Below are 25,104 nucleotides of genomic sequence, written 5' to 3'. Positions count from 1 at the left end.
GAACCGGTCACGGTCCGGCCTCGTTGATCGGTCTGCGACGATGTGTCCATGCACGAAGCGGACACGCGTACGGACCGGGCGCGTACGGAACGACCGGCGGTCCCCGCCCACGTCGTCGTGGTCGGCGGCGGGATCGCCGGCCTCGCGGCCGCCCACCGCCTGCTCGCCTCCGGCGCCCAGGTGACCCTCTTCGAGGCCTCCCCGCGCCTCGGCGGCAAGCTGTACACCGCCGAGCTCGCCGGAGCCCCCGTCGACCTCGGCGCCGAGTCCCTGCTCGCCCGCCGCCCCGAGGCCCTGGACCTCGCCCGTGCCGTCGGCCTCGGCGACGCCCTGCAGCCCCCGGCCACCGCCACCGCCAGGCTGTGGACCCGCGGCGTGCTCCGTCCCATGCCGGGCGGCCACCTCATGGGGGTCCCCGGCGACCTCGAACCGCTCGCCGCCTCCGGAGTGCTGTCCGCCGAGGGCCTGGCCCGCGCCCGGGCCGAACGGACCGACCCGGCCGGTACGGACGGCCCGCTCCCGGCCGACGTGGCCGTCGGTGAGTACGTCGCCGCCCGCCTCGGCCGCGAGGTCGTCGACCGGCTCGTCGAGCCGCTGCTCGGCGGCGTGTACGCCGGGGACGCGTACCGGATCTCCATGCGCGCCGCCGTTCCCGCCCTGTACGACGCGCTGCGCGCCGACCGCCCCCTCACCGAGAGCGTCCGCTCGGTGCAGCGGGCCGCCGCCGAGCGGACCCACGCCATCGGTGCCGCCGCGGCCGGCCCGGTCTTCGCCGGCATCGAGGGCGGCATCGGGCGCCTCCCGCTCGCCGTCGCCGAGGCCTGCCGGGCATCCGGTGCCCGCATCCTCACCGGCACCCCGGTGCGCGAGCTGACCCGTACCGCCCACGGCTGGCGGGTCACCACTGCCGACGGCGCGGTCACCGATGCCGACGCCGTGGTCCTGGCGACCCCGGCCGGCCCGGCCGCCCGGCTGCTCGCCCCGTACGCCCCCGCGGCCGCCGCCGAACTCGACGCGGTGGAGTACGCCTCCATGGCCCTGGTCACCCTGGCCGTACGGCGCTCCGAGCTGCCCGCGCCGATCGCCGAGGGCGCGTCCAGCGGCTTCCTGGTGCCGCCCGTGGACGGCCGTACGGTCAAGGCGTCCACCTTCTCCGGAAACAAGTGGGCCTGGAACGCCGATCCCGAACTCTTCCTGCTGCGTGCCTCGGTGGGCCGCCACGGCGACGAGAAGGACCTGGACCGCGAGGACCCCGAGCTCGTCGGCGCCGCACTCGCCGACCTCGGTGACGCGGTGGGCCTGACCGCCCGGCCGGTCGCCGCCACCGTCACCCGCTGGGACGGCGGGCTGCCCCAGTACCCGGTCGGGCACCTGGACCGGGTCGCCCGGATCCGGACCGCAGTCGCCGCCGTGCCGGGGCTCGCGGTGTGCGGTGCCCTCTACGACGGCGTCGGCATCCCCGCCTGCATCGCGAGCGCGCGCGCCGCGGTGGAGGCGCTGGCGGCCGTCACGGACGCCGCCGCCGGCGGACTGGGCACCCCCGGCACGGAGCACCGATCCGGGCAGGGACAATAGGCACATGACTGCACCAGAGAAGATCCCCAACGCGGGGAAGAAGGCCAAGGACCTCAACGAGGTCATTCGCTACACCCTGTGGTCCGTCTTCAAGCTGAAGGACGTGCTCCCGGAGGACCGCGCCGGCTACGCCGACGAGGTGCAGGAGCTCTTCGACCAGCTCGCCGCGAAGGACATCACCGTCCGCGGTACCTATGACGTGTCCGGCCTGCGCGCCGACGCGGACATCATGATCTGGTGGCACGCCGAGACCTCGGACGAGCTGCAGACCGCCTACAACCTGTTCCGCCGCACCAAGCTCGGTCGCGCGCTGGAGCCGGTCTGGTCGAACATGGCGCTGCACCGCCCCGCCGAGTTCAACAAGTCCCACATCCCGGCCTTCCTGGCCGACGAGGTCGCTCGCGACTACGTCAGCGTCTACCCGTTTGTGCGCTCGTACGACTGGTACCTGCTGCCCGACGAGGACCGCCGCCGGATGCTCGCCGACCACGGCAAAATGGCCCGTGGCTTCCCCGACGTCCGCGCCAACACCGTCGCCTCCTTCTCCCTGGGCGACTACGAGTGGCTGCTCGCCTTCGAGGCCGACGAGCTGTACCGCATCGTCGACCTGATGCGCCACCTGCGCGCCTCGGAGGCCCGCATGCACGTCCGTGAAGAGGTCCCCTTCTTCACCGGGCGCCGCAAGTCCGTCGCCGACCTGGTCGCCGGACTCGCCTGATACCTCCCCACGGGGGGAAGGACCGGAGGGGCACGCCGTCACGTGCCCGCTCCGGTGGATCGGGAGGCCCGGGGCAAGGCCCCAACCCCCGAAACGACGCAGCCGGAGCCCCCGCCCGGAAGTTCAGACCGCCGGAGGCGGCAGCGACCGAACGGTCGCTGCCGCCCGGCCGTCCAGCGACACCGGTGCGGGCTCCGGATGCGGCGCACAGCCGGACCGCGGACCCGCCGTCTCCCCGGTCAGCAGGTACCGCTCCACATGGCGGTCCACACAGGCGTTGCGGCCGCCCGCCACCCCGTGGGCGCCGGCGCCCTCCTCCGTCACCAGCGCCGCGGCCGGTCCCAGCCGCCGCTGCAGCTCCAGTGCCCCCTCGTAGGGGGTGGCCGCGTCCCGTTCGGCGGCCAGGATCAGCACCGGGGGCAGCCCGGCGGGTCCGGCCCCGGACGTCCCGGCGGCCCCGCCGCGGTCCGTGCCCACCGCTGCGCCCACCGCTGCGCCCGCGCCCACGTCCACCGGTCGCTGCCGGTCCGTCACCGGCCAGTAGGCGCACGGGAGGTTGAGCCAGGCGTTCGGCCAGGTCTCGAAGGGCGCCCGCCGTGCCAGTTCCGTGTGGTCGCGGTCCCAGACCGCGAAGTCGGCCGGCCAGGCGGCGTCGTTGCACAGCACCGCCGTGTACACCGCCGTGGCGTTCTCGTCCTCCGCGGCCGTGTCCGGGTCGGGCGCGGCCAGTTCGACCAGCGGCTCCGGGTCGCCCGCCAGGAAGGCGGCCAGTGCGGCCGCCCGCTCCGGCCACACCTCGTCGTAGTACGCCGCCTTCAGAAAGGCCGCCTGCAGCTCCCCGGTTCCCACCAGTCCGCCGGCCGGCCGCCGTGCCACGGCCTCCCGCACCCGCTCGTAACCGGCCCGCACCGCCGCCGGGGTGGCGCCCAGCCGGTACGTGGCATGGTGTTTGGCGACCCAGGCCCGGAAGTCGTACCAGCGGCGCTCGAAGGCCGCCGACTGGTCCAGGTTGTTCCGGTACCAGATGTGCCGGGGGTCGGGGTTGACCACCGAGTCGAAGACCAGGCGGCGGACGTGGCCCGGGTAGAGGGTGGCGTACACCGCGCCGAAGTAGGTGCCGTACGAGGCGCCGAGGAAGTTCAGCCGCGGCTCGCCCAGCGCGGCCCGCAGCACGTGCAGGTCGCGGACGTTGTTCAGGGTGGTGTAGTGCGCGAGGGCCGCGCCCGTGCGCTCCGCGCAGCCCCGCGCGTAGGCCCGGGCCCGTGCGACGCGTTCCCGCTTGTACGCCGCCGAGGGCGCGGCCGGCACCTGGCGCGGGGCCCGGGCGTGTTCGGCGGGGGAGAGGCAGGACAGCGGGGCCGGGCCGCCGACGCCGCGCGGGGCGTAGCCGACCAGGTCGTAGGCGGCGGAGACGCGCCGCCACTCGGGGAGGTCCGCGACCGCCGGGAAGAAGGTGCCGGAGGCGCCGGGGCCGCCGGGGTTGAAGACCAGCGCGCCCTGGCGGCGGGTGGTCCTGTGGCCGGTGGCGGGCAGCCGGCTGACGGTGAGGGAGATCTGCGGGCCGTCCGGGCGGGTGTAGTCCAGCGGCACCCTGAGCAGGGCGCAGCCGACCGGGGCGGGCAGCCGCTCGGCCTCCGGGCAGGCGGTGAACGCGAGCGGGCGGGCAGCGGCCCGGCGGGCGGCGAGCTCGGCGCCCGCCGCCGCGGCCGGGTCCTGCCCGGCACGGTGGGCGGGCGCGGCCGGCGCGGCGGGGGAGGGGGGAGAGGGGGGAGAGGCGGCGCGGGCCGGGGCGGGGGTGCACAGGGCGAGCGAGAGCACCGCCGCGGCGGCTCCGTAACGGGCGGGCGGAGTCCGCATGGGGGCGGCCCCTTTCATGTCATCGGACAGTCCGATCACATGGCCGGGTGGCCCGGAAGTAAAGGAATCCGGGCGGGTGTCGCCGTCAATGACCCCGTTGCCGCGGAATGAGCGCCCGGTCGTCGCAGGACAGGGCGGCCCGCAGGCCCGGGTCGGGCACCGCGGAGACCCCGCGCACGGCCACCGCGGCCAGGAAGCCGCGGCCCCCCAGGTCCAGCCCGGTGAGCAGCCGCTGCCCGGCGGGGGAGGCCCAGCCGGAGTTCCGGCGGCCGTCGAACGCGGCCATGGCCAGACAGGCGAGGGCCAGCACGAGCGGCAGCGCGAACCAGCACACGACCAGCCCGGTCGGGGTGCCGCCGTCGGGCACCGCGAGGGCGGCACCGCACATCGCGAGGACCAGCACGGTGGCGCCCCACACCGCGCGGACGCCGTCGTCGACGCCGGAGCGGACGTCCTCGGTGAGCGCCAGCCCGGCCTCGGCGAGGCGTTCGGCGAGCCGCCCGACGGCCTCGGCCCCGGCCGCGGCCGTGCGGACGTCCGCGACCGGAGACTGGCCGTCCGGGCCGAACGCGGCGAGCACGGCCCGCTCCAGGGCGTCCCGGCCGGCCGGGACGACCACGGTCGCCCAGCCGGTGTGGGCGAGCAGCAGACGGCGCTCGCGTTCCATGGCGACGAGCGTCAGCTCGACGACCCGGTGCGGGCCGCCCGCGAGGTACGCGGCTTCGTACAGGGTCAGCTCCTCGTGGTGACGGACGGTGACCGCGCCGGTGTGCGGCTCGGCGGCTTCGGTGGCTGATCTGACGAGGCGGGTGCACGATATGAGCACTCCCGCCCAGGCCACCAGCAGGAACAGGACCCAGAACATGGGAGGTTTCTACAAGAAGCGGAACTCCCGGGTCAGGTGCTGGTGCTGAGGTGTGAACAGCTTGTGATGCGGCCGTGATGCGCCGTCAGGAACTGCTGCATCAGCCGGAACTGGACGAACTGCCGCAACTCGACCCGGAAGAACAGCTGGAGCCGCCCCCGCCGCTGGAGCCGCTCCCGCAGCCGGAACTGCCGCCGCAGCCGGACGAACTGCCGCAGGAGCCCGTACCGCTGTCGCCGCCGCTCTCGTAGCCGACGGCGCACCACCAGGCGGCTGCGGCATCGGTGCCGTCGGAACCGCCGTGATCCGTCCGGTGCCGTAGGGGAGCCCCTGCCACGGGCCGGTTCAGCTGCCTCCGCAGCAGCCCGTCGGGTATCCCCGCCGGGCCGTGCAGCGCGACACCCGCCCGGGGGTCGCCGGAGGCCCCGTGAGTCCGGCGGTAGTTCCGCAGAGCCGCCCGGCCCGCCGCTGTCGTACGCCGTTCGGTCACCACCCCCAGTGCCACCGCGGCGGCGATGCCGAGCAGCGATGCGGCCAGCGCAGGGGAGTCCGGACCGTCGTCGACCACGGAAAACAAGACGATCACCGGCAGCGAGACGAGGCAGGCCACGCCCTGCACCACCGCCAGCGTGCCGGGGCGGGACATCACCCCGGGCCGTATCCGCAGCCCGCGCGCGGTGAGAGCCTCGCCGACCTCCCGGACCGCCGGATGGGTCTGCACGGCGGCGCGCAGCGGGGCCAGGGCGCCGCCGGACGCACCGCCGAACACCTCCAGCACGGCCCGCTCGACCGGGTCGTTGCCGTGCGCGCCGGTGCGCACCTGCACGATGCCCGGGCCGCCGATCATCATCCGGCCGTCGTGGCAGAGCGAGACCAGGGCGGTCTCCACCACCCGGCGCGGGCCGCCGGTGAGGAACGCGGCGCCGGAGCCGTCCAGGGCGGGAGGGACGGACGGTGCGGTGCCCCGGGCGCGCCGGACGGCGAGCGCGGTGTACGTGGTGGAGGCGAGCACGCCGAGCCAGACCACGACGGTGACGACGGTCATGCCGCGGCCCTCCGTGGTGCACGTGGCAGGCCGAGGCCGAGGCGGCGGACCCACTGGCCCAGCCGGCCGTTCGGGCGGCTGCCGGCCCGGTCCTGCCACCACCGGGTCAGCCGGCGGCGCGCGGCCGCGTCCTCCGGCAGCCCGCGGACGAGCAGGTGCTCGACGAAGTCCAGGGCGTCCCGCCGGTAGCCGCCGGTGAGCGGCCGGTGCCGGGCGTAGGCGACGTAGGCCCTGCGGAACCCCTCCCGGCCGCCGAGGATCTCGACCAGCTCGGGCGCGATCTTCCGTACGACGGAGGCCCGCTTGGCCAGCAGTGCCCGCGCCTGCACGGCGATCCGCTGCCGGTCGAAGCCCTCCGGCACCGGCGTCCCCGCCACCAGCGCCGACAGCAGCGCCGTCTGCGCCACCCCGACCCTGCTCCGCGCCGCATCGGCGGCCCCCGCGCGTGCCGGCTCGGAGGCGGCAGCCAGGGGCCGTGCCGCGCCGGGTGCCGGCAGGTCCGTGCCGGAGGCAGCCGGACGAAGGCCGACCTGCCGTCCACCCGCGCCGGAGGCGTCGGGTGCCGGCCGAGCCTCGCCGGCGACCGAGGCGTTCCGGGAAGCGGTGGGGTGGGGCGATATGCCCACGGGGGCGGCCGCGGCCGCCAGTGCCTCGCGGATCGCGGTGAGTTCGCCGGCCAGCTCCGCCTCCGGCGGGAAGTCGTCGTCCCGCTCCAGCAGCACCCCCGGCGGGTCCACCCGCTCCCGCAGGGCGCCCAGCAGGCCGAGGATCTCCGGCGTGACCGGGTGCGCGTGCGTGTCGTGCCACACCCCGTCCCGCTCCACGCCCCCGGCCACGTGGACGTACGCCAGCGCCTCCACCGGCAGCGCGTCCAGCACGGCGAGCGGGTCCTCGCCCCGGTTCACCCGGTTCGTGTGAAGGTTCGCCACGTCGATCAGCAGCCGGACGCCCGTACGCTCGACCAGCTCCGCCAGGAAGGCGCCCTCGGTCAGCTCCTCCCCGGGCCACTGCACCAGCGCGGCGATGTTCTCCAGTGCCAGCGGCACCGGCAGCGCGTCCTGCGCGATCCGCACGTTCTCGCACAGCACGTCCAGCGCGTCCCGGGTGCGCGGCACCGGCAGCAGGTGCCCGGCCTCCAGCGCGGGCGACGCGCTCCGCACGAAGGCGATGTGCTCGGTCACCAGCGGCGCGCCCAGCGCGACCGCCCGCTCGGCGAGGTTCGCGAGCCGCTCCGGGTCCGGGCGCTCCGCGCCGCCGATGCCCAGCGAGACGCCGTGCGGAACCACCGTCACCCCGCGCTCGCGCAGTCGTACCAGCGACTCCGGCAGGTGTCCGGGACAGACGTTCTCGGCCACCACCTCGACCCAGTCGAGGCCCGGCAGCCGTTCCACCGCGTCCGCGATCTCCGGCCGCCAGCCGATGCCCACCCCCAGGCGTGCCATGGGCTTCATGCCCCTCGCCCCCCTTCAGTCGTTCCGTGCCGGTGTCATCACCCCGCCGGGACGCGGCCAACCCCGGAAGCGCGGGTTCAGAGCAATATTTGAGCTTCGGGCAGGTATCGGCACGGCCGGGCGCCCGAGCGCCGCGCGGCCATGATCTGCCGGTTGCGGCCTGGCCGGCCAGCCGTGTCCGGAGGGCGGGATGGTCGGCGATCACCGTCGCCGAGCCCGGGGCGATCTCGATGCCCCCGAGAAGACTCGTGCACTGACGACTACGAGATCCCGGCGACAGCAGCGTGATCGCCGGGATCTCGTACTTCCGGCGGAAGCGGGCCGGCGGCATGCCAATCAAGCAACGGGGTGGCACCAGTGGAGATCCGGGGAATCGGCGATCCAGTACGTGTGCGAACGTTCCGTCACCCGGAGCTGTACTGCAGTGACGTCAGGACGACCGAAGCCGTCCCATCGGAGGAGTACCTGTTCGACGTCGTCCCACGGGCGCACCGGGCCGCCCTGGCGTACGGTCCACGCAGCGCCGTCCTGGACCAGCTCGGCGAAGCTCTCGCGGTGCGGGTCGAAGAGATGGACGCGAGGCGTGCCGTCGCCGGCCCGGACCCGCAGGACCTGGGCCGCCGGAGCCGCGAGCTGGATCAGGAAGGCCGGCATCGGCTCGTCCAGGTCGGCCGGGGTGACGAGGGCCTGCCACTCGCTGTCGGAGTACGCCACCCGCGAGGACAGATCGCCTGCGATCGGCGTCACGGCCTGGGAGCGTGCCTGCATGAAGCTGGCGTGCGCGATGAACTGGCCGTCGGCCGTGCCGTCCTCGCGCACGGTGACCTTGGCGAGGCCGACCGTACCGCGCTTCGCCCCCGACTCCGCCCGGACCGGGGGCGATTGCATAGGCTCGGGGCCCATGACGCGCACCCTGTACCTCTTCGGCTCGGCCGCCCCGCCCGTGTTCGACGTCGCCCGCGTGATCGAAGACGCGCAGGCCCGCGGCTGGGACGTCTGCCTCGGCCTGACCCCGACCGCCGCGGACTGGCTGCAGGACGGCCTCGACGGCCTTGCCGCGCTCACTGGGCACCCGGTCCGCAGCCGCTACAAGCGGCCGGGCGAGCCCGACGTGTGGCCGAAGGCCGACGCGATCCTCGTGGCGCCGGCCACCTTCAACACGGTGAACGCGTGGGCGCTCGGGCTGACGGACCGGTTCGTTGTCGGTGTCGTCGCCGAGGGCATCGGCAAGGGCATCCCGATGGCGGTGATGCCGTGCGTGAACGCGGCCTACGTCCAGCACCGGGCCTTTGAGCGGTCGGTGCAGGAGCTGCGTGAGATGGGCGTGCGAGTGCTGTATGGCGAGGGCGGGTTCGTGCCCAACCAGCCGGGCCAGGGCCGTCCGGAGGCGTATCCGTGGAGTCTCGCCCTGGATGCCGTGGACAGCCTCGTCCCAGCCGTCGGGTCGTAGACGCACGAAAGCGCCCCCTCCCACGGCCCGCAGGCTGGAGAGGGGGCGTTCGTGTTCAGGAAAGCCGTACCACTACGAGGCCCAGCCGGTGTTGATGATGATGGTGGTGGACTGGTTGGCTCGTCGCTGACGCAGCCTCCGCCGCAGTGGACAGGCCCTAGCCGCCCGACCGCGCACGCAGGGCGGGATGGTCGGCGATCACCGTGGCCGAGCCCGGGGCGATCTCCGTGAATCCCGCGTCCCGTACGACGGGCAGGCCGCTTGCCGTCAGGGCGGCCCACTGCTCCGGTCCGGCGGCCGGCCGTACGGCCAGTGCGAAGCCGGAGTCCCGCCAGGCGGTCCGCTCCGCGCGGGTAAGCTCCCACCAGGCCAGCTGCGCCGCGTGCCCGGCCTGGGCCATGGCCTTGCCGGCCGACATGCCGAGGTCGGGGTTGAACCACAGCACGGGGACCCCGGGCTCCACCGGGCCGGCCGGTTCCGGGTCGTCCAGGTCGGTGCCCGAGACCTGGAGCTTGACCAGTTCCTTGGGCCAGCCGTCCAGCGGTACCGGCGGGAACACCCGCACCTCCGCATCCGCGCCCTCGACCGTGATCCCCGGCAGCGCGGACGCCTTGCGCCACTCCGCGCCGCGGGCCCGCCGCACCACCTTGCGGATCCGTGCGTCCTGCCAGTCGCGGACCGCCGCCGCCCATTCGCCCTCGCCGAGGGCGCGGTCGTCGGAGAGCAGCACCAGCACGGCCCGCGCCGCCGTCTCCAGGGCGTCCGTACGGGCCGGCGGCGCGGCCTTCTCGATCCGCACCACCAGGGGCAGGACGAACTGGGGTGCCTCGTCGCGGGCGATCCGTTCCTGACGGAACGGGCTGTCCGCCCCGACGGCGGGCCGGTCTTCGGTGTGGTGGCTGCTCATCGACCAAAGGATGCCAGGACCGGCCCGGGGCTCCGACTTCAGGATGACCCCGCGGGCGCCGGGAGCGGCTTCCAGGATGATGCCCCGGGCGCCCGCGCAGCGCGAGGATCGGGGTCATGAAGAGTGACCTGTTCGGCTCCGAGCACCTGGCCCAGCCCGCCTCCGCCCCCGGTATGTCCCTGCAGAACGCCAAGTCCGTCAAGTACGCGGTCAACGGCGAGATGCTGGCCCGCCAGGGCTCGATGGTCGCGTTCCGCGGCAACCTCCAGTTCGAACGCAAGGGCCAGGGCATCGGCGGCATGCTGAAGCGGGCCGTCACCGGGGAGGGCCTGGCGCTGATGTCGGTGCGCGGCCAGGGCGAGGCGTGGTTCGCGCACCGGGCCGGCAACTGCTTCATCGTCGACGTCGAGCAGGGCGACGCCTTCACCGTCAACGGCCGCAACGTGCTCTGCTTCGACTCCACCCTCGGCTACGAGATCAAGACGGTGAAGGGCGCCGGAATGACCGGCGGCGGGCTCTTCAACAGCGTCTTCACCGGCCACGGCAAGCTCGCCCTGGTCTGCGACGGCCACCCGATCGTCATCCCGGTGACCGCGCAGAGCCCGGTGTACGTGGACACGGACGCGGTGGTGGGCTGGAGCGCCCACCTGGAGACCGGGCTGCACCGCTCCCAGTCGGTGGGCTCGATGATCCGGGGCGGCTCGGGCGAGGCGGTGCAGCTGAGCCTGCGCGGTGACGGCTTCGTCATCGTCCGCCCGAGCGAGCTCACCGAGGCGCCGGCCGCCGGCTGAAACCGGCGGCCGCCCGGCCCGGTGCGGTCCCCGGGGAGCCGCCCCGGTGCCTCCAGTGCCTCCGGTGCCTCAGGTGCCGATCAGCTCGGACACCTTGACGAACCGGTAGCCGCGCTTGCGCAGCTCCGGGACGATGGTCCGGATGGCCTCCTCGGTCACCGGGGCGGCGCTGCGGGTGCAGTGCATGACCACCACCGAGCCGGGCTTGACCCCGGCCAGCACCTGCTCCGCCACCGCCACCGGGTCCTTGGCGAAGGCGTCCCCGCTGACCACGTCCCACTGCACGGCGGTGACCTTGGCGGTGGACAGCGCGCGCAGCGCCCGGTCGTCGTAGCAGCCGCCGGGGAAGCGGAAGTACGGGACCGTGTTGACCGCGCCGGCCTTGCGGAACGCCTCGAAGGCCCGGTCCACGTCCGCGCGCACGGCGGCGCCGTCGAGGGCGGGCAGCCCGTAGCAGGGCGAGGTGAAGGCGTGGTGGCTGTAGGAGTGGTTGGCGATCTCGAACATCGGGTCGGTGCCGATGGACTTGGCCTGGTCCGGGTACTCCTCGGCCCACCGGCCCGTCATGAAGACGGTCGAGGGCACCTTGAGCCGGCGCAGGGTGGCGATCAGCTCGGGGTTGTCGAAGCGCTCCCCGTCGGCGGCGCGCGGCCCCTGGTCTGCGGTCATGTCGGCGTCGAAGGTCAGCGCGACGGTCTTGTCGGTCCGCTGCCGGGCCCGCTCGAAGACGGGCGTCAGCCCGCCGGGCCCGGGTGCCAGCACCGGGGGCCGCTTGCCCGGCTCCCGGGCCGGACCCGGCGCGGCCGGCGCCCCCGCCGAGGCCGGACCGGAGGCCGGCGCCGAAGCCGAAGCGGAGGGCCCGGTGCGGTCCCCGCCCGCCCGCCGGATGTCGGAGGACGCCGACCCGCCGGACCCGCCCGCGCATCCGGCGAGCACGGCGCCGAGCACCGCGAGGGCGGCCGCACCGCGGAGGGAGCGTCCGGTGCGTCCGGAGCGTGTGCAACGTACGGAACGTACAGAGCGTACGGAAACTGTCACGCTCGCAAACTATATGACTATGTGCCAAGCAGCTTTACGGCGCTCCCGAGGTCGGAGCCGGCCACCGGAAACCGCGGATCCGTGTGCTCCGGATGTCCCAGCCGCGGTTTGCCGACCGGCCCGACGCGGTACCGCGGGAGGCGCCCGCGGTGACCGCCGGGCCGGTCACCGCCGGGCAATCACCGCCGGGCGTCACCGCCAGGGGCCGGTCACCGCGAACGTCGTCCCGGGCGCGTAGGCGTTGACGAACATGGTCCGGCCGTCCGGGGCGAACGTCACGCCGGCGAACTCGCCCCACTCCGGGGACTCCGGCGTGCCGATGTTGTCCGCGTTGCGGGCCACCGGGTACACCTCGCCCTGCCGCGTCACCCCGAACACGTACTGCGCGCCGCCGCCGTCCTCGCACACCATCAGCCCGCCGCCGGGCGTCAGGCAGATGTTGTCGGGGGAGTCCCCGGGCAGCCCCGTGTTTGTCGCGGGACCGAACAGGACCTCCAGCCGGATCCGCGCCTGCCGCGGGTCGTAGTGCCACACCTGGCCGAAGTGGTCCGCGGCCGCCCCGTCGCGGGACCGGGCGTAGCTGGACACGAAGTACACCCCGGTGCCGCTCCAGTAGCAGCCCTCCAGCTTCTGGGCGTGGGTGACGCCGCCCGGGCCGAAGTCCTGGAGCCGGATCGGGGTGCTGTTCGCGGAGGGGTCGGGAACCGGCACCCACCGCACCGGGAAGGAGGCCCCCGGCTCGGTCACCAGCGACAGGTCCGGCACCCCGGGCACCCGCATGGCCTCCAGCCGCCCGCCGGCCCGCAGTGAGCCCCGGCCGCCCAGCGGCAGGTCCGGCAGGAAACGGTAGAACAGCCCGAACGGGCGGACGAAGGCGTCCTCGGTCTCGTAGACCACGCCCCGGTAGGGATCCACCGCCACCGCCTCGTGGGCGAACCGGCCCAGCGCGGTCAGCGGGACCGCGCCGGTGCGGTGCGGGTCGGCCGGATCCACCTCGAAGACGTAGCCGTGGTCCTTCTCGTAGCCGTCCTTGCCCGCCCGGTCCTCGGTCTCCTCGCAGGTCAGCCACGTGTGCCAGGGGGTCGTGCCGCCCGCGCAGTTGACCGCCGTACCGGCGATGCCCACCCGTTCCCCGGCGACTTCGCCCCGCTCGTCCAGCGAGAGCACCGTGCAGCCGCCGCGCGCGCCCGGGTCGTAGGTCAGGCGGGGCACGGCCGGCACCCGCAGTGCCGCGGTCGCCCGGTTCTCGTGGTTGCGCACCAGCCGGATCCGCCCGGCGCCGGCGGCGAAGGCGCCCATGCCGTCGCAGTTGGCCGGAACCGGTCCCTCGCCGGAGCCCATCGGGTCGCCGGCCCGGGACAGCACCCGGTAGCGGAAGCCCTCCGGCAGATCGAGCAGCCCGCCCTGATCGGGCACCAGCGGTCCGTACCCGGCGGCCTCCGGTACGGGCGCGGCGGCGGTGTTCCCGCCGAACAGTGCGCCCAGCGCACCGGTGAAGACCACCCCGCCCAGGATCTGACGTCGTGTCGCTGACATGGGCCCGTCGTACCACGCGGCGGCACGGGGGACCCGTACCGCCGCGCAGGCGGGTGACGCCCGGGTCCGGCCCCGGAGGGCGGCCCCGGAGCGGCGCCGGCTCAGGCGAGCTTGGCGCTCAGCGTGATGGTCGTGCCGGTCAGGGCCTGGCTGACCGGGCAGTTCTTCTTGGCGTCCTCGGCGGCGGCGACGAAGCCGTCGTTGTCAAGGCCGGGCACCTCGCCCTCCACCGTGAGGTGGATGCCCGTGATGCCCTCACCGGGCTGGAAGGTGACGTCGGCCTTGGTCTCCAGCCGGGTGGGCGGGGTGCCCTTGCCGGCCAGGCCGTGGGACAGGGCCATCGAGAAGCAGCTGGAGTGGGCGGCCGCGATCAGCTCCTCCGGGCTGGTCTTCCCGTTCGGCTCCGCGGAGCGCGCCGGCCAGGAGACGTCGTAGGAGCCGAGCTTCGAGGAATCGAGGGTGACGACCCCCTTGCCCTCCAGCAGGTTGCCTTCCCAGACGGTGTGGGCGTGACGCGTGGTGGCCATCGTGGATCCCTTCGCAAGAGGCGGATACGGCCGGGCGGCGCGCGGCGCGCGGCACGTACGGTGCTCATGGCACGTACGGCCCGCGGCCGAGCGGTGGCCCGGCGCCCCCAAACCTACTGCTCCACAAGCCTCTTCGCGTCGCGGGCGAGCGCGGTGAGCCGCGAGATGGCGCGGAAGTACTTCTTTCGATAGCCGCCGTTCAGCATTTCTTCGCTGAACAGCCGGTCGAAGGGGACCCCGGAGGCGAGCACCGGTATCTCACGGTCGTACAGGCGGTCGGCGAGGACCACCAGGCGCAGCGCCGTCGACTGGTCGGGCACCGGGCCGACGTCGGTCAGGCAGACCGCCGATATGCCCTCGGACAGTGCGCCGTAGCGGCTGGGGTGGACCCGGGCGAGGTGGTCCAGCAGGTTCGGGAAGTCGTCGAGGCTGGCGTCCGGGGTGGCGTACGCGGCCTTGGCGACCTGCTCGTCGGAGTACGGGGCCGGAGCATCCGGCAGCCCGCGGTGGCGGTAGTCCTCGCCGTCGATCCGCAGCGGGTGGAAATGGGCGGAGAGGCCCTGTATCTCACGGAGGAAGTCCACCGCGGCGAAGCGGCCCTCGCCGAGCTTGCCGGGCAGCGTGTTGGAGGTGGCGGCCAGCGCCACGCCCTGTTCGACCAGCTTGCCGAGGAGGGAGGAGACCAGGACGGTGTCGCCCGGGTCGTCCAGTTCGAATTCGTCGATGCACAGCAGCCGGTGGCCGCTCAGGGTCTGCACGGTCTGCTGGAAGCCGAGCGCGCCCACCAGGTTGGTGAGCTCCACGAAGGTGCCGAAGGCCTTGAGGGAGGGGTCGGCCGGGGTGGCGTGCCAGAGGGAGGCCAGCAGGTGGGTCTTGCCGACGCCGTAGCCGCCGTCGAGGTAGACCCCGCGGGGGCCGGCCTGCGGCTTGGGCGCCCGGGAGAACCAGCGGCGCTTGCCGGTACCCGAGGCGTGCGCCCCGCCGAGTCCGGCGGCGAAGCCGCTCAGCGTGGTGACGGCCTGGGCCTGGCTGGGCTGGTCCGGGTCCGGGATGTACGTGTCGAAACGCACCCCGTCGAAGCGGGGCGGCGGCACCATCTCGGCGACGAGCCGTTCGGCGGGCACGTGGGGCTGGCGGGCACACAGGGCGTGCGGGCCCGCCTCGGCTATGTGGCTCCGTCCGGCAGCGCCGCCGGACGTGGTGATCGACGTTGACACAGCATTCCACTCTACGGCGTGACAGACTGCGGCCCATGCGCCGCCTGTTCCCTGTGACCGATCAGACACTGGCCGAGACCGACCGGGAGTGGTCGCTGGACGAGCTGGCGGAGGCGTATGCGTACCCTCCGCTGACCGGTGGTGACCGAGTGGCAGCGCACTGGCTGCGCGGCAACATGGTCAGCAGCCTGGACGGCGCGGCCCAGCACGAGGGCCGTTCGCAGCCCATCTCCAGCGACACCGACATGCGGATCTTCGGCACCCTGCGGGCGCTGGCCGATGTGGTGGTCGTCGGCGCGGAAACGGTTCGCCAGGAGGGGTACCGCCCCGCCCGGGCCCGGGAGGCCTTCGCGGCCCGCCGTGCGGCCGCCGGGCAGGGCCCCGCACCCGCCATCGCGGTGGTCACCGCCGGCCTGGACCTGGACTTCTCGCTGCCCCTGTTCACCGCCCCGCTGGTGCCCACCCTGGTGCTCACCGGGGCCACCGCGCCCGCGGACCGGGTGGCGGCGGCCGCCAAGGCCGGGGCCGAGGTCGTCGTGGCCGGCGAGGGTGCCGGGGTGGACCCGGCCCGGGTGGTGCGGGAACTGGCCGCGCGGGGCCTCGTACGGCAGCTCACCGAGGGCGGGCCGCGCCTGCTGGGGCAGTTCGTGGCCGCCGGGGTGCTGGACGAGCTGTGCCTGACCGTCTCACCGGTGCTCACCGCGGGTGACGCCCAGCGCATCGCCGGCGGACCCGGAGTGGCCGTGCCGGAGCGGCTGGAACTGGCATCGCTCCTGGAAGAGGCCGGGTTCCTGTACACCCGCTACCGTCGGATCTGACAGGTTGCGGAATTTGTCGTTCCGCTTTGCTCCCGCTGGGCACTATTACCAGCGCGAGTCCCGTCCCACAGCGGGGCAGGATGGTTTCCGCAGGGGCCGCCACGGCCCATGAAGGAGAGGGCGTCCGTGTTCACGAGCGTATTGATGATCGAGAAGCCTCTGACATCCGTAGACGTGGACTTCGTCACCACCCTGCACGGAGACGACCCGGTCTCCTTCTTCGTCCTCATGCAGCCCAGGGGCGACCAGGACCGGCTGCTGCGCGCCATCGACGACGTGGCTCTGGGAGAGCTCCCCGAGGCCATCCGGGAGGGCGACGAACCGGAGGGCGAGGCGGCCCGCGGGCCGGCCGAGCAGGCCCTCGCCTACTCCCTGGAGCAGCTGCGCAAGCGGGGCAGCCAGGCGGTCGGCCAGCTCATCGACGACCACCCGCTGGACAAGCTGAGGGCCGTGGTCGAGGAAACCGCCGCCGACGAGGTCATCGTGCTGACCGCACCCCACTTCGTCGAGGAGTTCTTCCACCGCGACTGGGCGTCCCGGGCGCGCCACAAGGTCGGCGTCCCCGTCCTGAAGCTGTTCGCGCACAACGAGTAGCGCGCGACCGGCCCTGCCCCCGATCGCGCGGGGCGGCGGCCGCGCGGGGTACGGACGTCACAGCACTGCCACGAAGCGCCCGGCGCGCCGTACGCGGGGCGGCCGCGGGCCGGGCGAGCTACTAGGCTGGGCCCACCCGCACCCGGCCCCGGGTGCGAGCACGACCTCGACCTGGAGCACCCGCTATGACGCCCGGCCTGCCGACCGCCATGGAACGACCCCACTTCATCGGCATCGGCGGGGCGGGGATGTCCGGCATCGCGAAGATCCTCGCCCAGCGCGGCGCCAGGGTCGCCGGAAGCGACGCCAAGGACTCCGCCACCGCCGACGCACTGCGCGCCCACGGCGCCACCGTCCACATCGGGCACGCCGCCGGCCACCTCGCCGACGACGCCACCTGCGTGGTCGTCTCCAGCGCCATCCGCGCCGACAATCCCGAGCTGGCCCGCGCCGCCGAGCTCGGCGTGCCCGTCGTGCACCGTTCGGACGCCCTGGCGGCGCTGATGGACGGCCTCCGCCCGATCGCCGTCGCCGGCACGCACGGCAAGACCACCACCACCTCCATGCTGGCGGTGTCCCTCTCCGCGCTCGGCCTGGACCCCTCGTACGCCATCGGCGGCGACCTGGACGCCCCCGGCTCCAACGCGCACCACGGCGCCGGCGACATCTTCGTGGCCGAGGCGGACGAAAGCGACCGCAGCTTCCACAAGTACGCGCCGCGGGTCGCCATCGTCCTCAACGCCGAACTGGACCACCACGCCAACTACGCGTCGATGGAGGAGATCTTCGACTCCTTCGTGACCTTCGCGGGACGCATCACGGCCGGCGGCACCCTGGTGGTCTCCGCCGACCAGGAGGGCGCCGTCGAGCTGACCCGCCGCGTCCGCGCCGCGCAGCCCGGCCTCACGGTGGTCACCTACGGCGAGTCCGCCGCGGCCGACGTCCATGTCACCGGCATCACCGCACGCGGTCTGACCAGCGAGGTCACCGTCCTCCTCGACGGCCGCGAGCTCACCTTCACGGTCTCCGTCCCCGGCCGCCACTACGCCCTCAACGCGGTGGCCGCGCTCGCCGCCGGAGTCGCCCTCGGTATCCCGGCCGACGACCTGGCCGCCGCCCTCGGCAAGTACACCGGCGTCAAGCGCCGCCTCCAGCTCAAGGGCGAGGCCCGCGGCGTCCAGGTGATCGACTCCTACGCGCACCACCCGACCGAGATGTCGGCCGACCTGGAGGCGATCCGTGGCGCCGCCGGGGACTCCCGCATCCTGGTCCTCTTCCAGCCGCACCTGTTCTCCCGCACCCAGGAACTCGGCAAGGAGATGGGCCAGGCCCTGGCCCTGGCCGACGCCTCCGTGGTCCTGGACATCTACCCGGCCCGCGAGGACCCGGTCCCCGGCGTCACCAGCGAGATCATCATCGCCGCGGCCCGCACCGCCGGCGCCGACGTCACCGCCGAACATGACAAGGCGGCCGCTCCCGCCGTCCTCGCGGGAATGGCCAAGCCCGGCGATCTTGTTCTCACCATGGGCGCGGGCGACGTCACCGATCTCGGCCCCGAGATCCTCGCCCGCCTGGCCGACTGAGGGAGAGCGCCGTGTCCTACGAGATCGAGAAGTCCGACGAGCAGTGGCAGGCGGAGCTCACCCCGACCGAGTACCGGGTCCTCCGCCTCGCCGGCACCGAGCCCGCCTTCCGCGGCGAATACACGGACACCAAGACGGCCGGCGTGTACGCGTGCCGCGCCTGCGGGGCCGAACTCTTCCGCTCGGACACCAAGTTCGACTCCCACTGCGGCTGGCCCTCCTTCTACGACCCGAAGGACTCGGACGCCGTGGAACTGCGGGCGGACACCTCGCACGGGATGGTCCGCACGGAGGTCCTCTGCTCCCGCTGCGGCTCCCACCTGGGCCACGTCTTCGAGGGCGAGGGCTACCCCACCCCGACCGACCAGCGCTACTGCATCAACTCCATCTCCCTGCGCCTGACCCCGGACGGCGAGCAGGGCTGACAGGCCGGCCCGGAAGACTCCACGCCCCCCGGCCGTCGCCCCGGCGGCCGCAGGGGGGCCTCACGGGCCGATCTCGAACTTCGGGGCCTTCAGGGTGCCGAGGCAGCCGGTGTCCGGGCTGGTCGGGGTGTTGAAGAACGAGCGTGCGATGGACTGGGCGCACTTCGACGTCGCGAAGACCACGTGGGGCTCGTAGGGGACCGTGACGACCTTCGCCTTGCTCAGCGTACGGGCGACGTACGGCCCGTTGTCCGCGCCGGTCTGGGAGTCGAAGCTCCCCGACAGGGCGAGGGTGGGGATGTCGCCGCGCGTGACGTCCCGGATCGAGGGCGGCGCCGCGGGGACGTTCCAGACGTCGCAGTCCGGTCGGAGGAAGGTGAGCTGCGGAGCCTGGGCCTGTACGGAACGGGGGAAGGTCGGGAACGCTTCCCGTCCGCCCTGGAGCGCCTGGGCCTGGCTCTCGTACGGCGTCCACTCGCTGCAGAAGACCCCGTAGGTGAGGCCGTGCGCACTCCTGCCCATGGCCTGCGGGCTGAGTTTGCCGCCGGCCCACTGCCGGGCGATCCGCTCGGGTTTTCCGTGCGCCAGCTCGTCGAGGGCGATGGGCACCTGGGGTGCCACGTGCGTGGCGGAGGTCATCCAGTTCACCAGGGCGCCTCCGTCCAGCACGACCTTCACCGGCTTGTCGCTGCCGGGAAGGGTGACGGTGGTGGTGACCGGTCGGGCTTCGAGGTCGCGGACGAGCTTGTCGAAGGTGGCCGGGAGGTTCGGGTAGCGCTTGTTGCAGGCCGGCTGGTCCGCGCATGCCTTGAACAGGCCGTCGAAGCCCTGCCGGGCACTGCTCCACGTAGCGGCCGACCCGCCCGTGGACGGCGGCAGGATGCCGTCGAGGCCCACCGAGCGGAGACCGTCGGGGTGCAGGCGCATGTAGACCAGCGCCAGGTGGGTGCCGTAGGAGATGCCGTACAGGTTCCACTGCCTGATGCCGAGGGTGGCGCGCAGGTCCTCGTAGTCGGCGGCGCTTTCGATGTCGTTGTAGGCGCTGAGGTCGATGCCCCGGCCCGCCAGCTTGTCGCGGCACGCCTTCGTGGCCTCGACGTGCAGGCGTCCGGTGGACGGCGCGTCGTAGACGAGACCGACCGCGCGTGCGTTGAACTCGTCGATGTTGGGGCACAGGGCATTGGGCTCGGCCGAGTACGTGCCGCGCTGGGACATGAGGATGAGGTCCCGGTCGCCGTTCAGGCCGCCGTCGACCGCCATCTGTGCCTCCCCGACGGCATCGTCTCCGGGGCCGCCGGCGAGCCACACGATCGGGTCGGACTTCGGTTCGGCGGTGGCCGCGGGGACGATCGCGACACCCAGGGTGATCTTCCGCCCGCCGGGCCGGTCGCGGTTCTCGGGCACGGTGAGCGTGCCGCAGCGGGCTCCTTTCAGGGCGGGGATCGGCTCCGGCGTCTTCGGGCAGGGGCCCGGCTCGTAGCGGGCGTCGCCCACGGTGCGGGCGACGGTTCCGGTCGCTCCGCCGGGCGTCTCCTGCCGCGCGCTCGCGGGTACCGTCAGCAGGCCGGTGACGAGGATGCCGGTCGCCGCTGCGGCCGACCCGGCGCGCAGCCGTCGTACGTGTGCGCGTGCCATCTGCTCTCCCGGTCACTTCGGGGTGATCGTGAACGGTTCCCACCCGAGGCCCGCCACGCATCCGGTGTCGGGCGCGGTCGGACGGGTGAGGAAGGACGCCAGCACCTTCTGGGCGCAGGGCGACTGCGGGACCACCCAGTGGCCGATGCCGGGGATCCGCACGGTGGTCGCGTGGGGCAGCGTGCGGGCCGTCTTCTGCGCCCAGCTCGCCCCGGTCTTCATGTCGAACGTCCCGTTGAGGAAGAGCACCGGTACCGAGCCGGCGGGGGCCACCCGCTGCGTGGCGGTGCGGTCCGGGACGTTCCAGACATGGCACACCTGGTTCTGGAAGGCAAGTTGGGGCGCCTGGGCCAGGACCGGGTCCGGCCATTCGGGGAAGGCCCGTCGGCCCGCGTCCAGTACGTCGGAGGCCGGGTGCCCCGGCACCCACTCGCTGCACACCACCGAATTCGTCATGCCGTGGGCGGTCTCGCCGACGTTCTGGACCGAACCGGCGGCGCGGGCCCGGGCGAAGCGTTCGGGACGTCCGCGGCTGAGTTCGTCGATCGCCGCAGGGACGTCGGCGAACGGGATCGCCCTGGCGACCAGCACGTTCAGCAGGGCGCCGCCGTCGAGGACGACCTTCACCGGGTCCCCACCCTGCGGCGGCCGGACGTTCAGCGCCAGCGGCTTGGCCTCCAGCTTGCGCACCTGCTCGTTCAGGGTGCGTTCCAGGTCCGGGTAGCGGCTCTTGCAGCGGGGCTCGGCCGCGCACGCCTCGTAGAGGTTGTCGAGGCCCTCCCGGGCGCTGGCCCAGCCGAACGGCAGGGAGACGGACTGGGGAGGGGCGATGGAGTCGAGCGCCACCGCGCGGATCCCCTGGGGGTGCAGGCGCAGGTAGGTTGTGGCCAGGTCACTGCCGTAGGAGTGGCCGTAGACGTTCCACTGCCTGATGCCCAGCGCCGTGCGCAGGTCGGCGAAGTCGGCGGCGTTCTCGGTGCTGTTGTAGGCACTCAGGTCGGTCCCGTCGGCCGTCAGGCGGTCCCGGCACCGCTTCACCGCGTCGAGCATCAGCTTTTCCGTCGAGGGCGCGTAGGAGGGGAGCCCGACGGACTCGGCGTTGAAGCGGTCCAGCTCCGGGCAGGCCAGGTTGGGCTTGTCGTAGAGGTTGCCGCGCTGGGCCATGACGATCAGGTCGCGGTCCCGGTTCAGGCCGGAGTCGACCAGGAAGGGGATGTCGTCGAAGGTCTCGCCGCCCGGGCCGCCCGACATGAAGACCACCGGGTCCTGGGCGGGCTTCGCCGACGCGGCGGGAATGACCGCCACGGCCAGCCGGATCGTCCGGCCGCCGGGACGGGCGCGGTTCTCGGGGACCTCCAGGAAGCCGCACTTCGCCGTGGCCAGTGCTTCGATCGGCTCGGGGGTCTTCGGGCAGGGGCCGGGCACGAAGCGCGACGCGGGGGCCGGGGTGGGCCCGGCCCCACCGGTGAGGCCGGTGTGCGGTGGTGTGGCGCCGGCCTGCGCCGGGCCGAGTGCCGTCAGGAGGGCTGCGACCGCCGCGGCAGCCGCCGCCCCGGTACTGAAGCTGTGCTCTGCCATGTGATCCCGTTCCTCTGCCGTTCGACGGCTGCCCGGCCGTCGGGCGGTATCGCGGCGATGCGGGCGGAACGCACGTAACCGACGCTACCGGCAGGTCCGGACCCGCGCACACGGAGGCCGGGCTCCCGCGTACGCCGTACTCCGTTGCGCGGTTCGGGTGCGACGTGCGTCCGGAGTGGACGCGCCGGGGCTCGGGCGTGCGATCGTCGGGGGGATGGCTGACCTGACACCGGGGGGTGCCGTGCCCGGGTCCGGGCGGAGCGGAAGGCGAGAGCGGTGGGCGCTGTCCGTCCTGCTCCTCGCGGCCTTCATGGGGATCCTGGACGTCCTGATCGTGAACGTCGCCGCCCCCTCCATCCAGCGCGACCTCGACGCGAGCTTCGACGACATCCAGCTGGTGATCAGCGGATACGTCCTGGCCTACGCCGCCGCGCTGACCAGCGGAGGGCGTCTCGGAGACGCGTACGGCAGGAAACGGGTGTTCCTGGCGGGACTGCTGGGCTTCGTGGCGCTCTCGGCGGGGTGCGCGGCGGCGCCGTCCACCGGGGTGCTCATCGCCCTGCGCGTGGGGCAGGGGCTGGCCGCGGCGCTGATGCTGCCGCAGGTGCTCTCCCTGATCCAGGTGATCTTCCCGCCGCCGGAGCGGCGGCGGCCCCTCGCGCTGTACGCGGCGACCCTGGGGCTGGGGGCGGTGGTGGGGCAGCTCGTCGGCGGCCTGCTGATCGGCGCCGACCCGTTCGGCCTGGGCTGGCGCTCGGTGTTCCTGGTCAACGTGCCCATCGGGCTCTTCGCGGCGGCACTGGTGCCCCGTGTCCTTCCCGAGGCGAAGGCGGCCGGTCGTACGTCCCCGGACGTGGCGGGACTGCTGCTGACCGCCCTCGCCATGACGCTGCTCGTCTACCCGGTCGTCCGGGGCGGCGGCAGCGGTTGGCCGCGCTGGGTGTGGGCCGCGTTCGCCGGCTCGGCGCTCGCCCTGGCCGCGCTGTGGCGGGTCGAGCGGCGGCGTGAGGCGGCGGGCCGGACGCCGCTGGTGCCGCCCTCCCTGTTCCGGGTCCGGGGCTTCGCGGTGGGGCTCGGTGTGGCGCTGGTCTTCTACGCCGGGAACTACGGGCTGTTCCTGCTGCTGGCCTACGTGTTCCAGGACGGGCTGCACCTGTCACCGCTCGCCTCGGGGATCGCGTTCCTGCCCCTGGGCATCGGGTTCGCGGGTGCCTCGCTCTACGGGAAGGGGCTCGCGGCCCGGCACGGGAACGCCGTCCTGCTGCTCGGCGCGGGGACCATGGTGGCCGCCTACCTCGCCCTCGTCGTGACCACGGGCGTCCTGGCGGGCCGGGCCCTTCCGGGGCCGGAGGAGGCGCTGGCCATGGCTCCGGCGCTGTTCGCCGCCGGGGTGGGCCAGGGGTTCGTCAGCGCGCCGCTGCTGGGTACGGTGCTCGCCACCGTCCGGCCCGAGGAGGCCGGCGCCGGATCGGGCATCGTGCTGACGGTGATCCAGCTCGCGGGCTCACTCGGCGTCGCCGTGCTCGGGGCGGTCTTCGTCGCCCTGCTCGGGGCGGATCCGCAGGACACGCAGGCGCACCTCTCCGCCGGGGACTTCACCGGGGCACTCCAGGGCTGCGCGTGGCTGCTCGCGGTCCTGGCGGTGGCCACCGGGCTCCTGGCACGCCGGCTGCCGGAGCACCGCTGAGGCCGTCGGCCGCCGGAGCCGCGCCGGGTCCGGCGGCGGACGCCTCGTCAGGCGGGGGCGTTCCAGAGGCGGGACAGGAGGACGACGAGTGCGTCGGCGAGCTCGTCCTCCGGGCGGTCGGGGTGGCTGAGGGCCCAGGTGTCCAGGGCGTCGAAGACGCCCTGGGTGGCGGCCGTGGTCAGTTCCGGGTCCGGGTCCGGGGCGATGGCACCGATGCGCAGGCCGTTGCCGACCAGGTCCCGGATCCACGGGCCGGGGTCCTGGCTGCCGTGCCGGCCGGCGGCCAGCAGGGCGCGGTCGTCCGGGTGTTCGCGGAGGTGGGCGAGGAGCCGGCGGGTGCCGGTGCCGACCTGTTCCCAGAGCGCGGCCGGGGTGTCCACGGCCGTCCACGGGCCGAGCGCGGCGAGGGTGCGGGCGGCGGTGTCCTCGAGGACGGCGGCGAACAGGTCCTCCTTGCCGTCGAAGTAGTGGTAGGCGGAGGTCTTGGAGATGCCGGCCTCCGCGATGATCCGGTTGAAGGAGGCGGCGTCCTTGCCGTCGCGCGCGAAGTGGGTGCGGGCGACGGCGAGCAGGGCGGTCTGCGCGTCGGCCGGCAGCCGGTGGTAGCGGGGCAGCGGCATGGGGTCCTCAGGTGCTGTGGGCGAGCCGGGCGGCGTACGGGCGGGCGGCCAGGGCGCGGTTGACCCGGACCGTCATGGCCCAGTGTGCCGCCCACAGCAGCAGGGCGAGGACCCCGCCCGCGAATCCCGCCGCCCCGGGGAAGAGGGACAGGATCTGCAGCGTGCACCAGCCGTGGCCGAACAGGGCCCAGCGGCGGACGGACCGTACGGGGACGCGTCCGTCCGCGGCCAGGGACGCGGCCACGTTGCGGACGATGAAGAAGTCCTCGGTGAAGTTGTAGGGGATCGCGAACATCCACCACACCGAGGCGGGCGACGCGGCCCGGGTGCCGGCGGGTATCAGGGTCAGGGTGCGCTGCAGGGCGCGGCAGTACAGCGCCACGAGCGCGAGGAAGACGGTCAGGGTGAGGAGGGCGCCGGCGGGACCCTGGGCCGCGATCTCGCCCAGGAGACCGCGGCCCCGTCCGGGAGCCCAGAGGGGGAGGGCCAGCAGCGCGGTGACGAGTGCGGTGCCGGCCGTCTTGACGAGGAGGACATGCGGGAGGCGTTGGGCACGGTAGGTGCGCATGAGTGGAGTGTACTGGTGGTACACACCGATGGTCCATGGTGTGGGCCGGCGGGGCCGGGGCCCGCCGGCCGGCTCAGGTCCCGGCCGCGTCGTCGCAGGCCGGGCAGGCCAGCTCGGCGTACTCCGGCGGGTACCAGGTGGAACCGGGGTGTGCGGAGGGGACCCACCGGGAGCGGATCATGGCGAAGGTGTCCCGGCCGCAGAACGTGCGGGGGCCCGGGAGGTCGGCCCGGTCCGGGGCGGTGGGCGCCGCGTGCACGCGGAGGACGGTGGGTTCGGGCTGCTGCCCGGGGGTGTGCCCCGGGCCGTGTCCCGCGGTCGTCTGGTCGAGCTCGTACAGCACGGCAATCTCGCTCATGGGGAGACCGTAGGACGTGGTGCCGTACGGGGGTGCCGGGCGCGCGGGCGGCTCGCCCGACAGGATGCGGCCCACCCGGAGGGACCGCCGGGTGGGAGGCGGGGAATCGCGGTTGGATTCCGATCGGGACTCCGGGCGGCAACGGGCGTGTCGCTCATAGCATCTGCCGATATCGGAATCAACGTATCCGATTCAGCCGTCCGGCTGGTTATGATCAGCGCCTTCAGACTGGCTGTCTCCCGCTCCCCGCCCGCTGCCCAG

At 74.0% G+C, this 25,104-nt stretch carries 24 protein-coding genes; 9 read left to right on the top strand and 15 right to left on the bottom strand.

Annotated elements, in window-relative coordinates; all coding sequences use genetic code 11:
- The first annotated feature begins 48 nt into the window (after positions 1 to 48).
- Positions 49 to 1,575, top strand: coding sequence for a protoporphyrinogen oxidase (gene hemG / locus ACGFQ9_RS30520; protein ID WP_393578251.1), 1,527 nt, complete (start codon positions 49 to 51; stop codon positions 1,573 to 1,575).
- Between the two features lie 4 nt (positions 1,576 to 1,579).
- Positions 1,580 to 2,293, top strand: coding sequence for a hydrogen peroxide-dependent heme synthase (gene hemQ / locus ACGFQ9_RS30515; RefSeq protein WP_393578250.1), 714 nt, complete (start codon positions 1,580 to 1,582; stop codon positions 2,291 to 2,293).
- A gap of 123 nt (positions 2,294 to 2,416) precedes the next feature.
- On the opposite strand, the gene ACGFQ9_RS30510 is transcribed toward hemQ, so the two are convergent.
- From ACGFQ9_RS30510 to ACGFQ9_RS30490, 5 genes are all read right to left on the bottom strand, one after another.
- Complete coding sequence (locus ACGFQ9_RS30510; RefSeq protein WP_393578248.1) at positions 2,417 to 4,150, bottom strand: alpha/beta fold hydrolase; 1,734 nt, start codon at positions 4,148 to 4,150, stop codon at positions 2,417 to 2,419.
- Positions 4,151 to 4,235: 85 nt separating this feature from the next.
- A complete protein-coding gene (locus ACGFQ9_RS30505; RefSeq protein ID WP_393578247.1) occupies positions 4,236 to 5,015 on the bottom strand; it encodes a TIGR04222 domain-containing membrane protein in 780 nt (259 codons plus the stop codon).
- 100 nt (positions 5,016 to 5,115) lie between these two features.
- The gene (locus tag ACGFQ9_RS30500) at positions 5,116 to 6,060 is read right to left on the bottom strand and encodes a TIGR04222 domain-containing membrane protein (RefSeq protein WP_393578246.1); all 945 of its coding nucleotides are present in this window, start codon (positions 6,058 to 6,060) and stop codon (positions 5,116 to 5,118) included.
- On the bottom strand, positions 6,057 to 7,511 hold the full coding sequence (locus ACGFQ9_RS30495; RefSeq protein WP_393578245.1) for a DUF692 domain-containing protein: 1,455 nt from the start codon (positions 7,509 to 7,511) through the stop codon (positions 6,057 to 6,059). Before ACGFQ9_RS30495 ends, ACGFQ9_RS30500 begins: the two co-directional genes overlap by 4 nt.
- 336 nt (positions 7,512 to 7,847) lie before the next feature.
- Positions 7,848 to 8,414 (bottom strand): hypothetical protein, encoded by a 567-nt coding sequence (locus ACGFQ9_RS30490; RefSeq protein WP_393578243.1) that lies wholly within the window; start codon positions 8,412 to 8,414, stop codon positions 7,848 to 7,850.
- On the opposite strand from ACGFQ9_RS30490, the gene ACGFQ9_RS30485 reads away from it, so the two are divergent.
- Positions 8,413 to 8,961, top strand: a complete 549-nt coding sequence (locus tag ACGFQ9_RS30485) for a flavoprotein (protein WP_393578242.1) — start codon at positions 8,413 to 8,415, stop codon at positions 8,959 to 8,961. The two genes, ACGFQ9_RS30490 and ACGFQ9_RS30485, sit on opposite strands and share 2 nt — an antisense overlap.
- A 157-nt stretch (positions 8,962 to 9,118) precedes the next feature.
- Here the strand turns inward: ACGFQ9_RS30485 and ACGFQ9_RS30480 are convergent, their stop codons facing one another.
- Positions 9,119 to 9,868 (bottom strand): aminoacyl-tRNA hydrolase, encoded by a 750-nt coding sequence (locus ACGFQ9_RS30480; protein ID WP_393578241.1) that lies wholly within the window; start codon positions 9,866 to 9,868, stop codon positions 9,119 to 9,121.
- 116 nt (positions 9,869 to 9,984) lie between these two features.
- Here ACGFQ9_RS30480 and ACGFQ9_RS30475 point away from each other — a divergent pair, with 116 nt between their 5' ends.
- A complete protein-coding gene (locus ACGFQ9_RS30475; protein WP_393578240.1) occupies positions 9,985 to 10,659 on the top strand; it encodes an AIM24 family protein in 675 nt (224 codons plus the stop codon).
- A 69-nt stretch (positions 10,660 to 10,728) separates the two neighbouring features.
- Here ACGFQ9_RS30475 and ACGFQ9_RS30470 read toward each other — a convergent pair whose 3' ends face one another.
- The 4 genes from ACGFQ9_RS30470 to zapE form a co-directional block, all read right to left on the bottom strand.
- On the bottom strand, positions 10,729 to 11,547 hold the full coding sequence (locus ACGFQ9_RS30470; RefSeq protein WP_393578449.1) for a polysaccharide deacetylase family protein: 819 nt from the start codon (positions 11,545 to 11,547) through the stop codon (positions 10,729 to 10,731).
- A 342-nt stretch (positions 11,548 to 11,889) separates the two neighbouring features.
- Positions 11,890 to 13,233, bottom strand: coding sequence for an alkaline phosphatase PhoX (locus ACGFQ9_RS30465; RefSeq protein WP_393578238.1), 1,344 nt, complete (start codon positions 13,231 to 13,233; stop codon positions 11,890 to 11,892).
- A gap of 101 nt (positions 13,234 to 13,334) precedes the next feature.
- Positions 13,335 to 13,760 (bottom strand): OsmC family protein, encoded by a 426-nt coding sequence (locus tag ACGFQ9_RS30460; RefSeq protein ID WP_393578236.1) that lies wholly within the window; start codon positions 13,758 to 13,760, stop codon positions 13,335 to 13,337.
- 113 nt (positions 13,761 to 13,873) lie between these two features.
- On the bottom strand, positions 13,874 to 14,977 hold the full coding sequence (gene zapE, locus ACGFQ9_RS30455) for a cell division protein ZapE (protein WP_393578234.1): 1,104 nt from the start codon (positions 14,975 to 14,977) through the stop codon (positions 13,874 to 13,876).
- 35 nt (positions 14,978 to 15,012) lie between these two features.
- Between zapE and ACGFQ9_RS30450 the strand changes: the two genes are divergently transcribed.
- From ACGFQ9_RS30450 to msrB, 4 genes are all read left to right on the top strand, one after another.
- Positions 15,013 to 15,795: a pyrimidine reductase family protein gene (locus ACGFQ9_RS30450; protein WP_393578233.1), complete on the top strand. Its 783-nt coding sequence runs from the start codon at positions 15,013 to 15,015 to the stop codon at positions 15,793 to 15,795.
- 126 nt (positions 15,796 to 15,921) lie between these two features.
- The gene (locus ACGFQ9_RS30445) at positions 15,922 to 16,389 is read left to right on the top strand and encodes an indole-3-glycerol phosphate synthase (RefSeq protein ID WP_393578232.1); all 468 of its coding nucleotides are present in this window, start codon (positions 15,922 to 15,924) and stop codon (positions 16,387 to 16,389) included.
- 185 nt (positions 16,390 to 16,574) lie between these two features.
- Positions 16,575 to 17,972: a UDP-N-acetylmuramate--L-alanine ligase gene (gene murC, locus ACGFQ9_RS30440; protein WP_393578231.1), complete on the top strand. Its 1,398-nt coding sequence runs from the start codon at positions 16,575 to 16,577 to the stop codon at positions 17,970 to 17,972.
- 11 nt (positions 17,973 to 17,983) lie between these two features.
- Positions 17,984 to 18,397, top strand: a complete 414-nt coding sequence (msrB, locus tag ACGFQ9_RS30435; RefSeq protein WP_393578229.1) for a peptide-methionine (R)-S-oxide reductase MsrB — start codon at positions 17,984 to 17,986, stop codon at positions 18,395 to 18,397.
- 60 nt (positions 18,398 to 18,457) lie between these two features.
- Here msrB and ACGFQ9_RS30430 read toward each other — a convergent pair whose 3' ends face one another.
- The gene (locus tag ACGFQ9_RS30430) at positions 18,458 to 20,032 is read right to left on the bottom strand and encodes an alpha/beta fold hydrolase (RefSeq protein ID WP_393578227.1); all 1,575 of its coding nucleotides are present in this window, start codon (positions 20,030 to 20,032) and stop codon (positions 18,458 to 18,460) included.
- Positions 20,033 to 20,044: 12 nt separating this feature from the next.
- The gene (locus tag ACGFQ9_RS30425; RefSeq protein WP_393578226.1) at positions 20,045 to 21,610 is read right to left on the bottom strand and encodes an alpha/beta fold hydrolase; all 1,566 of its coding nucleotides are present in this window, start codon (positions 21,608 to 21,610) and stop codon (positions 20,045 to 20,047) included.
- Positions 21,611 to 21,824: 214 nt separating this feature from the next.
- Here ACGFQ9_RS30425 and ACGFQ9_RS30420 point away from each other — a divergent pair, with 214 nt between their 5' ends.
- Positions 21,825 to 23,297, top strand: coding sequence for an MFS transporter (locus ACGFQ9_RS30420; RefSeq protein WP_393578225.1), 1,473 nt, complete (start codon positions 21,825 to 21,827; stop codon positions 23,295 to 23,297).
- 47 nt (positions 23,298 to 23,344) lie between these two features.
- On the opposite strand, the gene ACGFQ9_RS30415 is transcribed toward ACGFQ9_RS30420, so the two are convergent.
- The 3 genes from ACGFQ9_RS30415 to ACGFQ9_RS30405 all read right to left on the bottom strand — a co-directional run bounded on the left by ACGFQ9_RS30415 (position 23,345) and on the right by ACGFQ9_RS30405 (position 24,843).
- Positions 23,345 to 23,917 carry a TetR/AcrR family transcriptional regulator gene (locus tag ACGFQ9_RS30415; RefSeq protein WP_393578223.1) on the bottom strand — a complete coding sequence of 191 codons (573 nt, stop codon included), beginning with the start codon at positions 23,915 to 23,917 and terminating at the stop codon, positions 23,345 to 23,347.
- A gap of 7 nt (positions 23,918 to 23,924) precedes the next feature.
- Entirely contained in the window at positions 23,925 to 24,485 is a 561-nt protein-coding gene (locus ACGFQ9_RS30410) for a hypothetical protein (protein ID WP_393578221.1), read from the bottom strand.
- 73 nt (positions 24,486 to 24,558) lie between these two features.
- Complete coding sequence (locus ACGFQ9_RS30405) at positions 24,559 to 24,843, bottom strand: hypothetical protein (RefSeq protein WP_393578219.1); 285 nt, start codon at positions 24,841 to 24,843, stop codon at positions 24,559 to 24,561.
- Positions 24,844 to 25,104 lie beyond the last annotated feature (261 nt).

The sequence above is a fragment of the Streptomyces sp. NPDC048603 genome, assembly GCF_043199475.1.
In the GTDB taxonomy this organism is placed as follows: domain Bacteria; phylum Actinomycetota; class Actinomycetes; order Streptomycetales; family Streptomycetaceae; genus Streptomyces.
The sequence above is the reverse complement of the archived record's forward strand: the minus strand, read 5'-3'. Positions and strand labels throughout refer to the sequence as shown.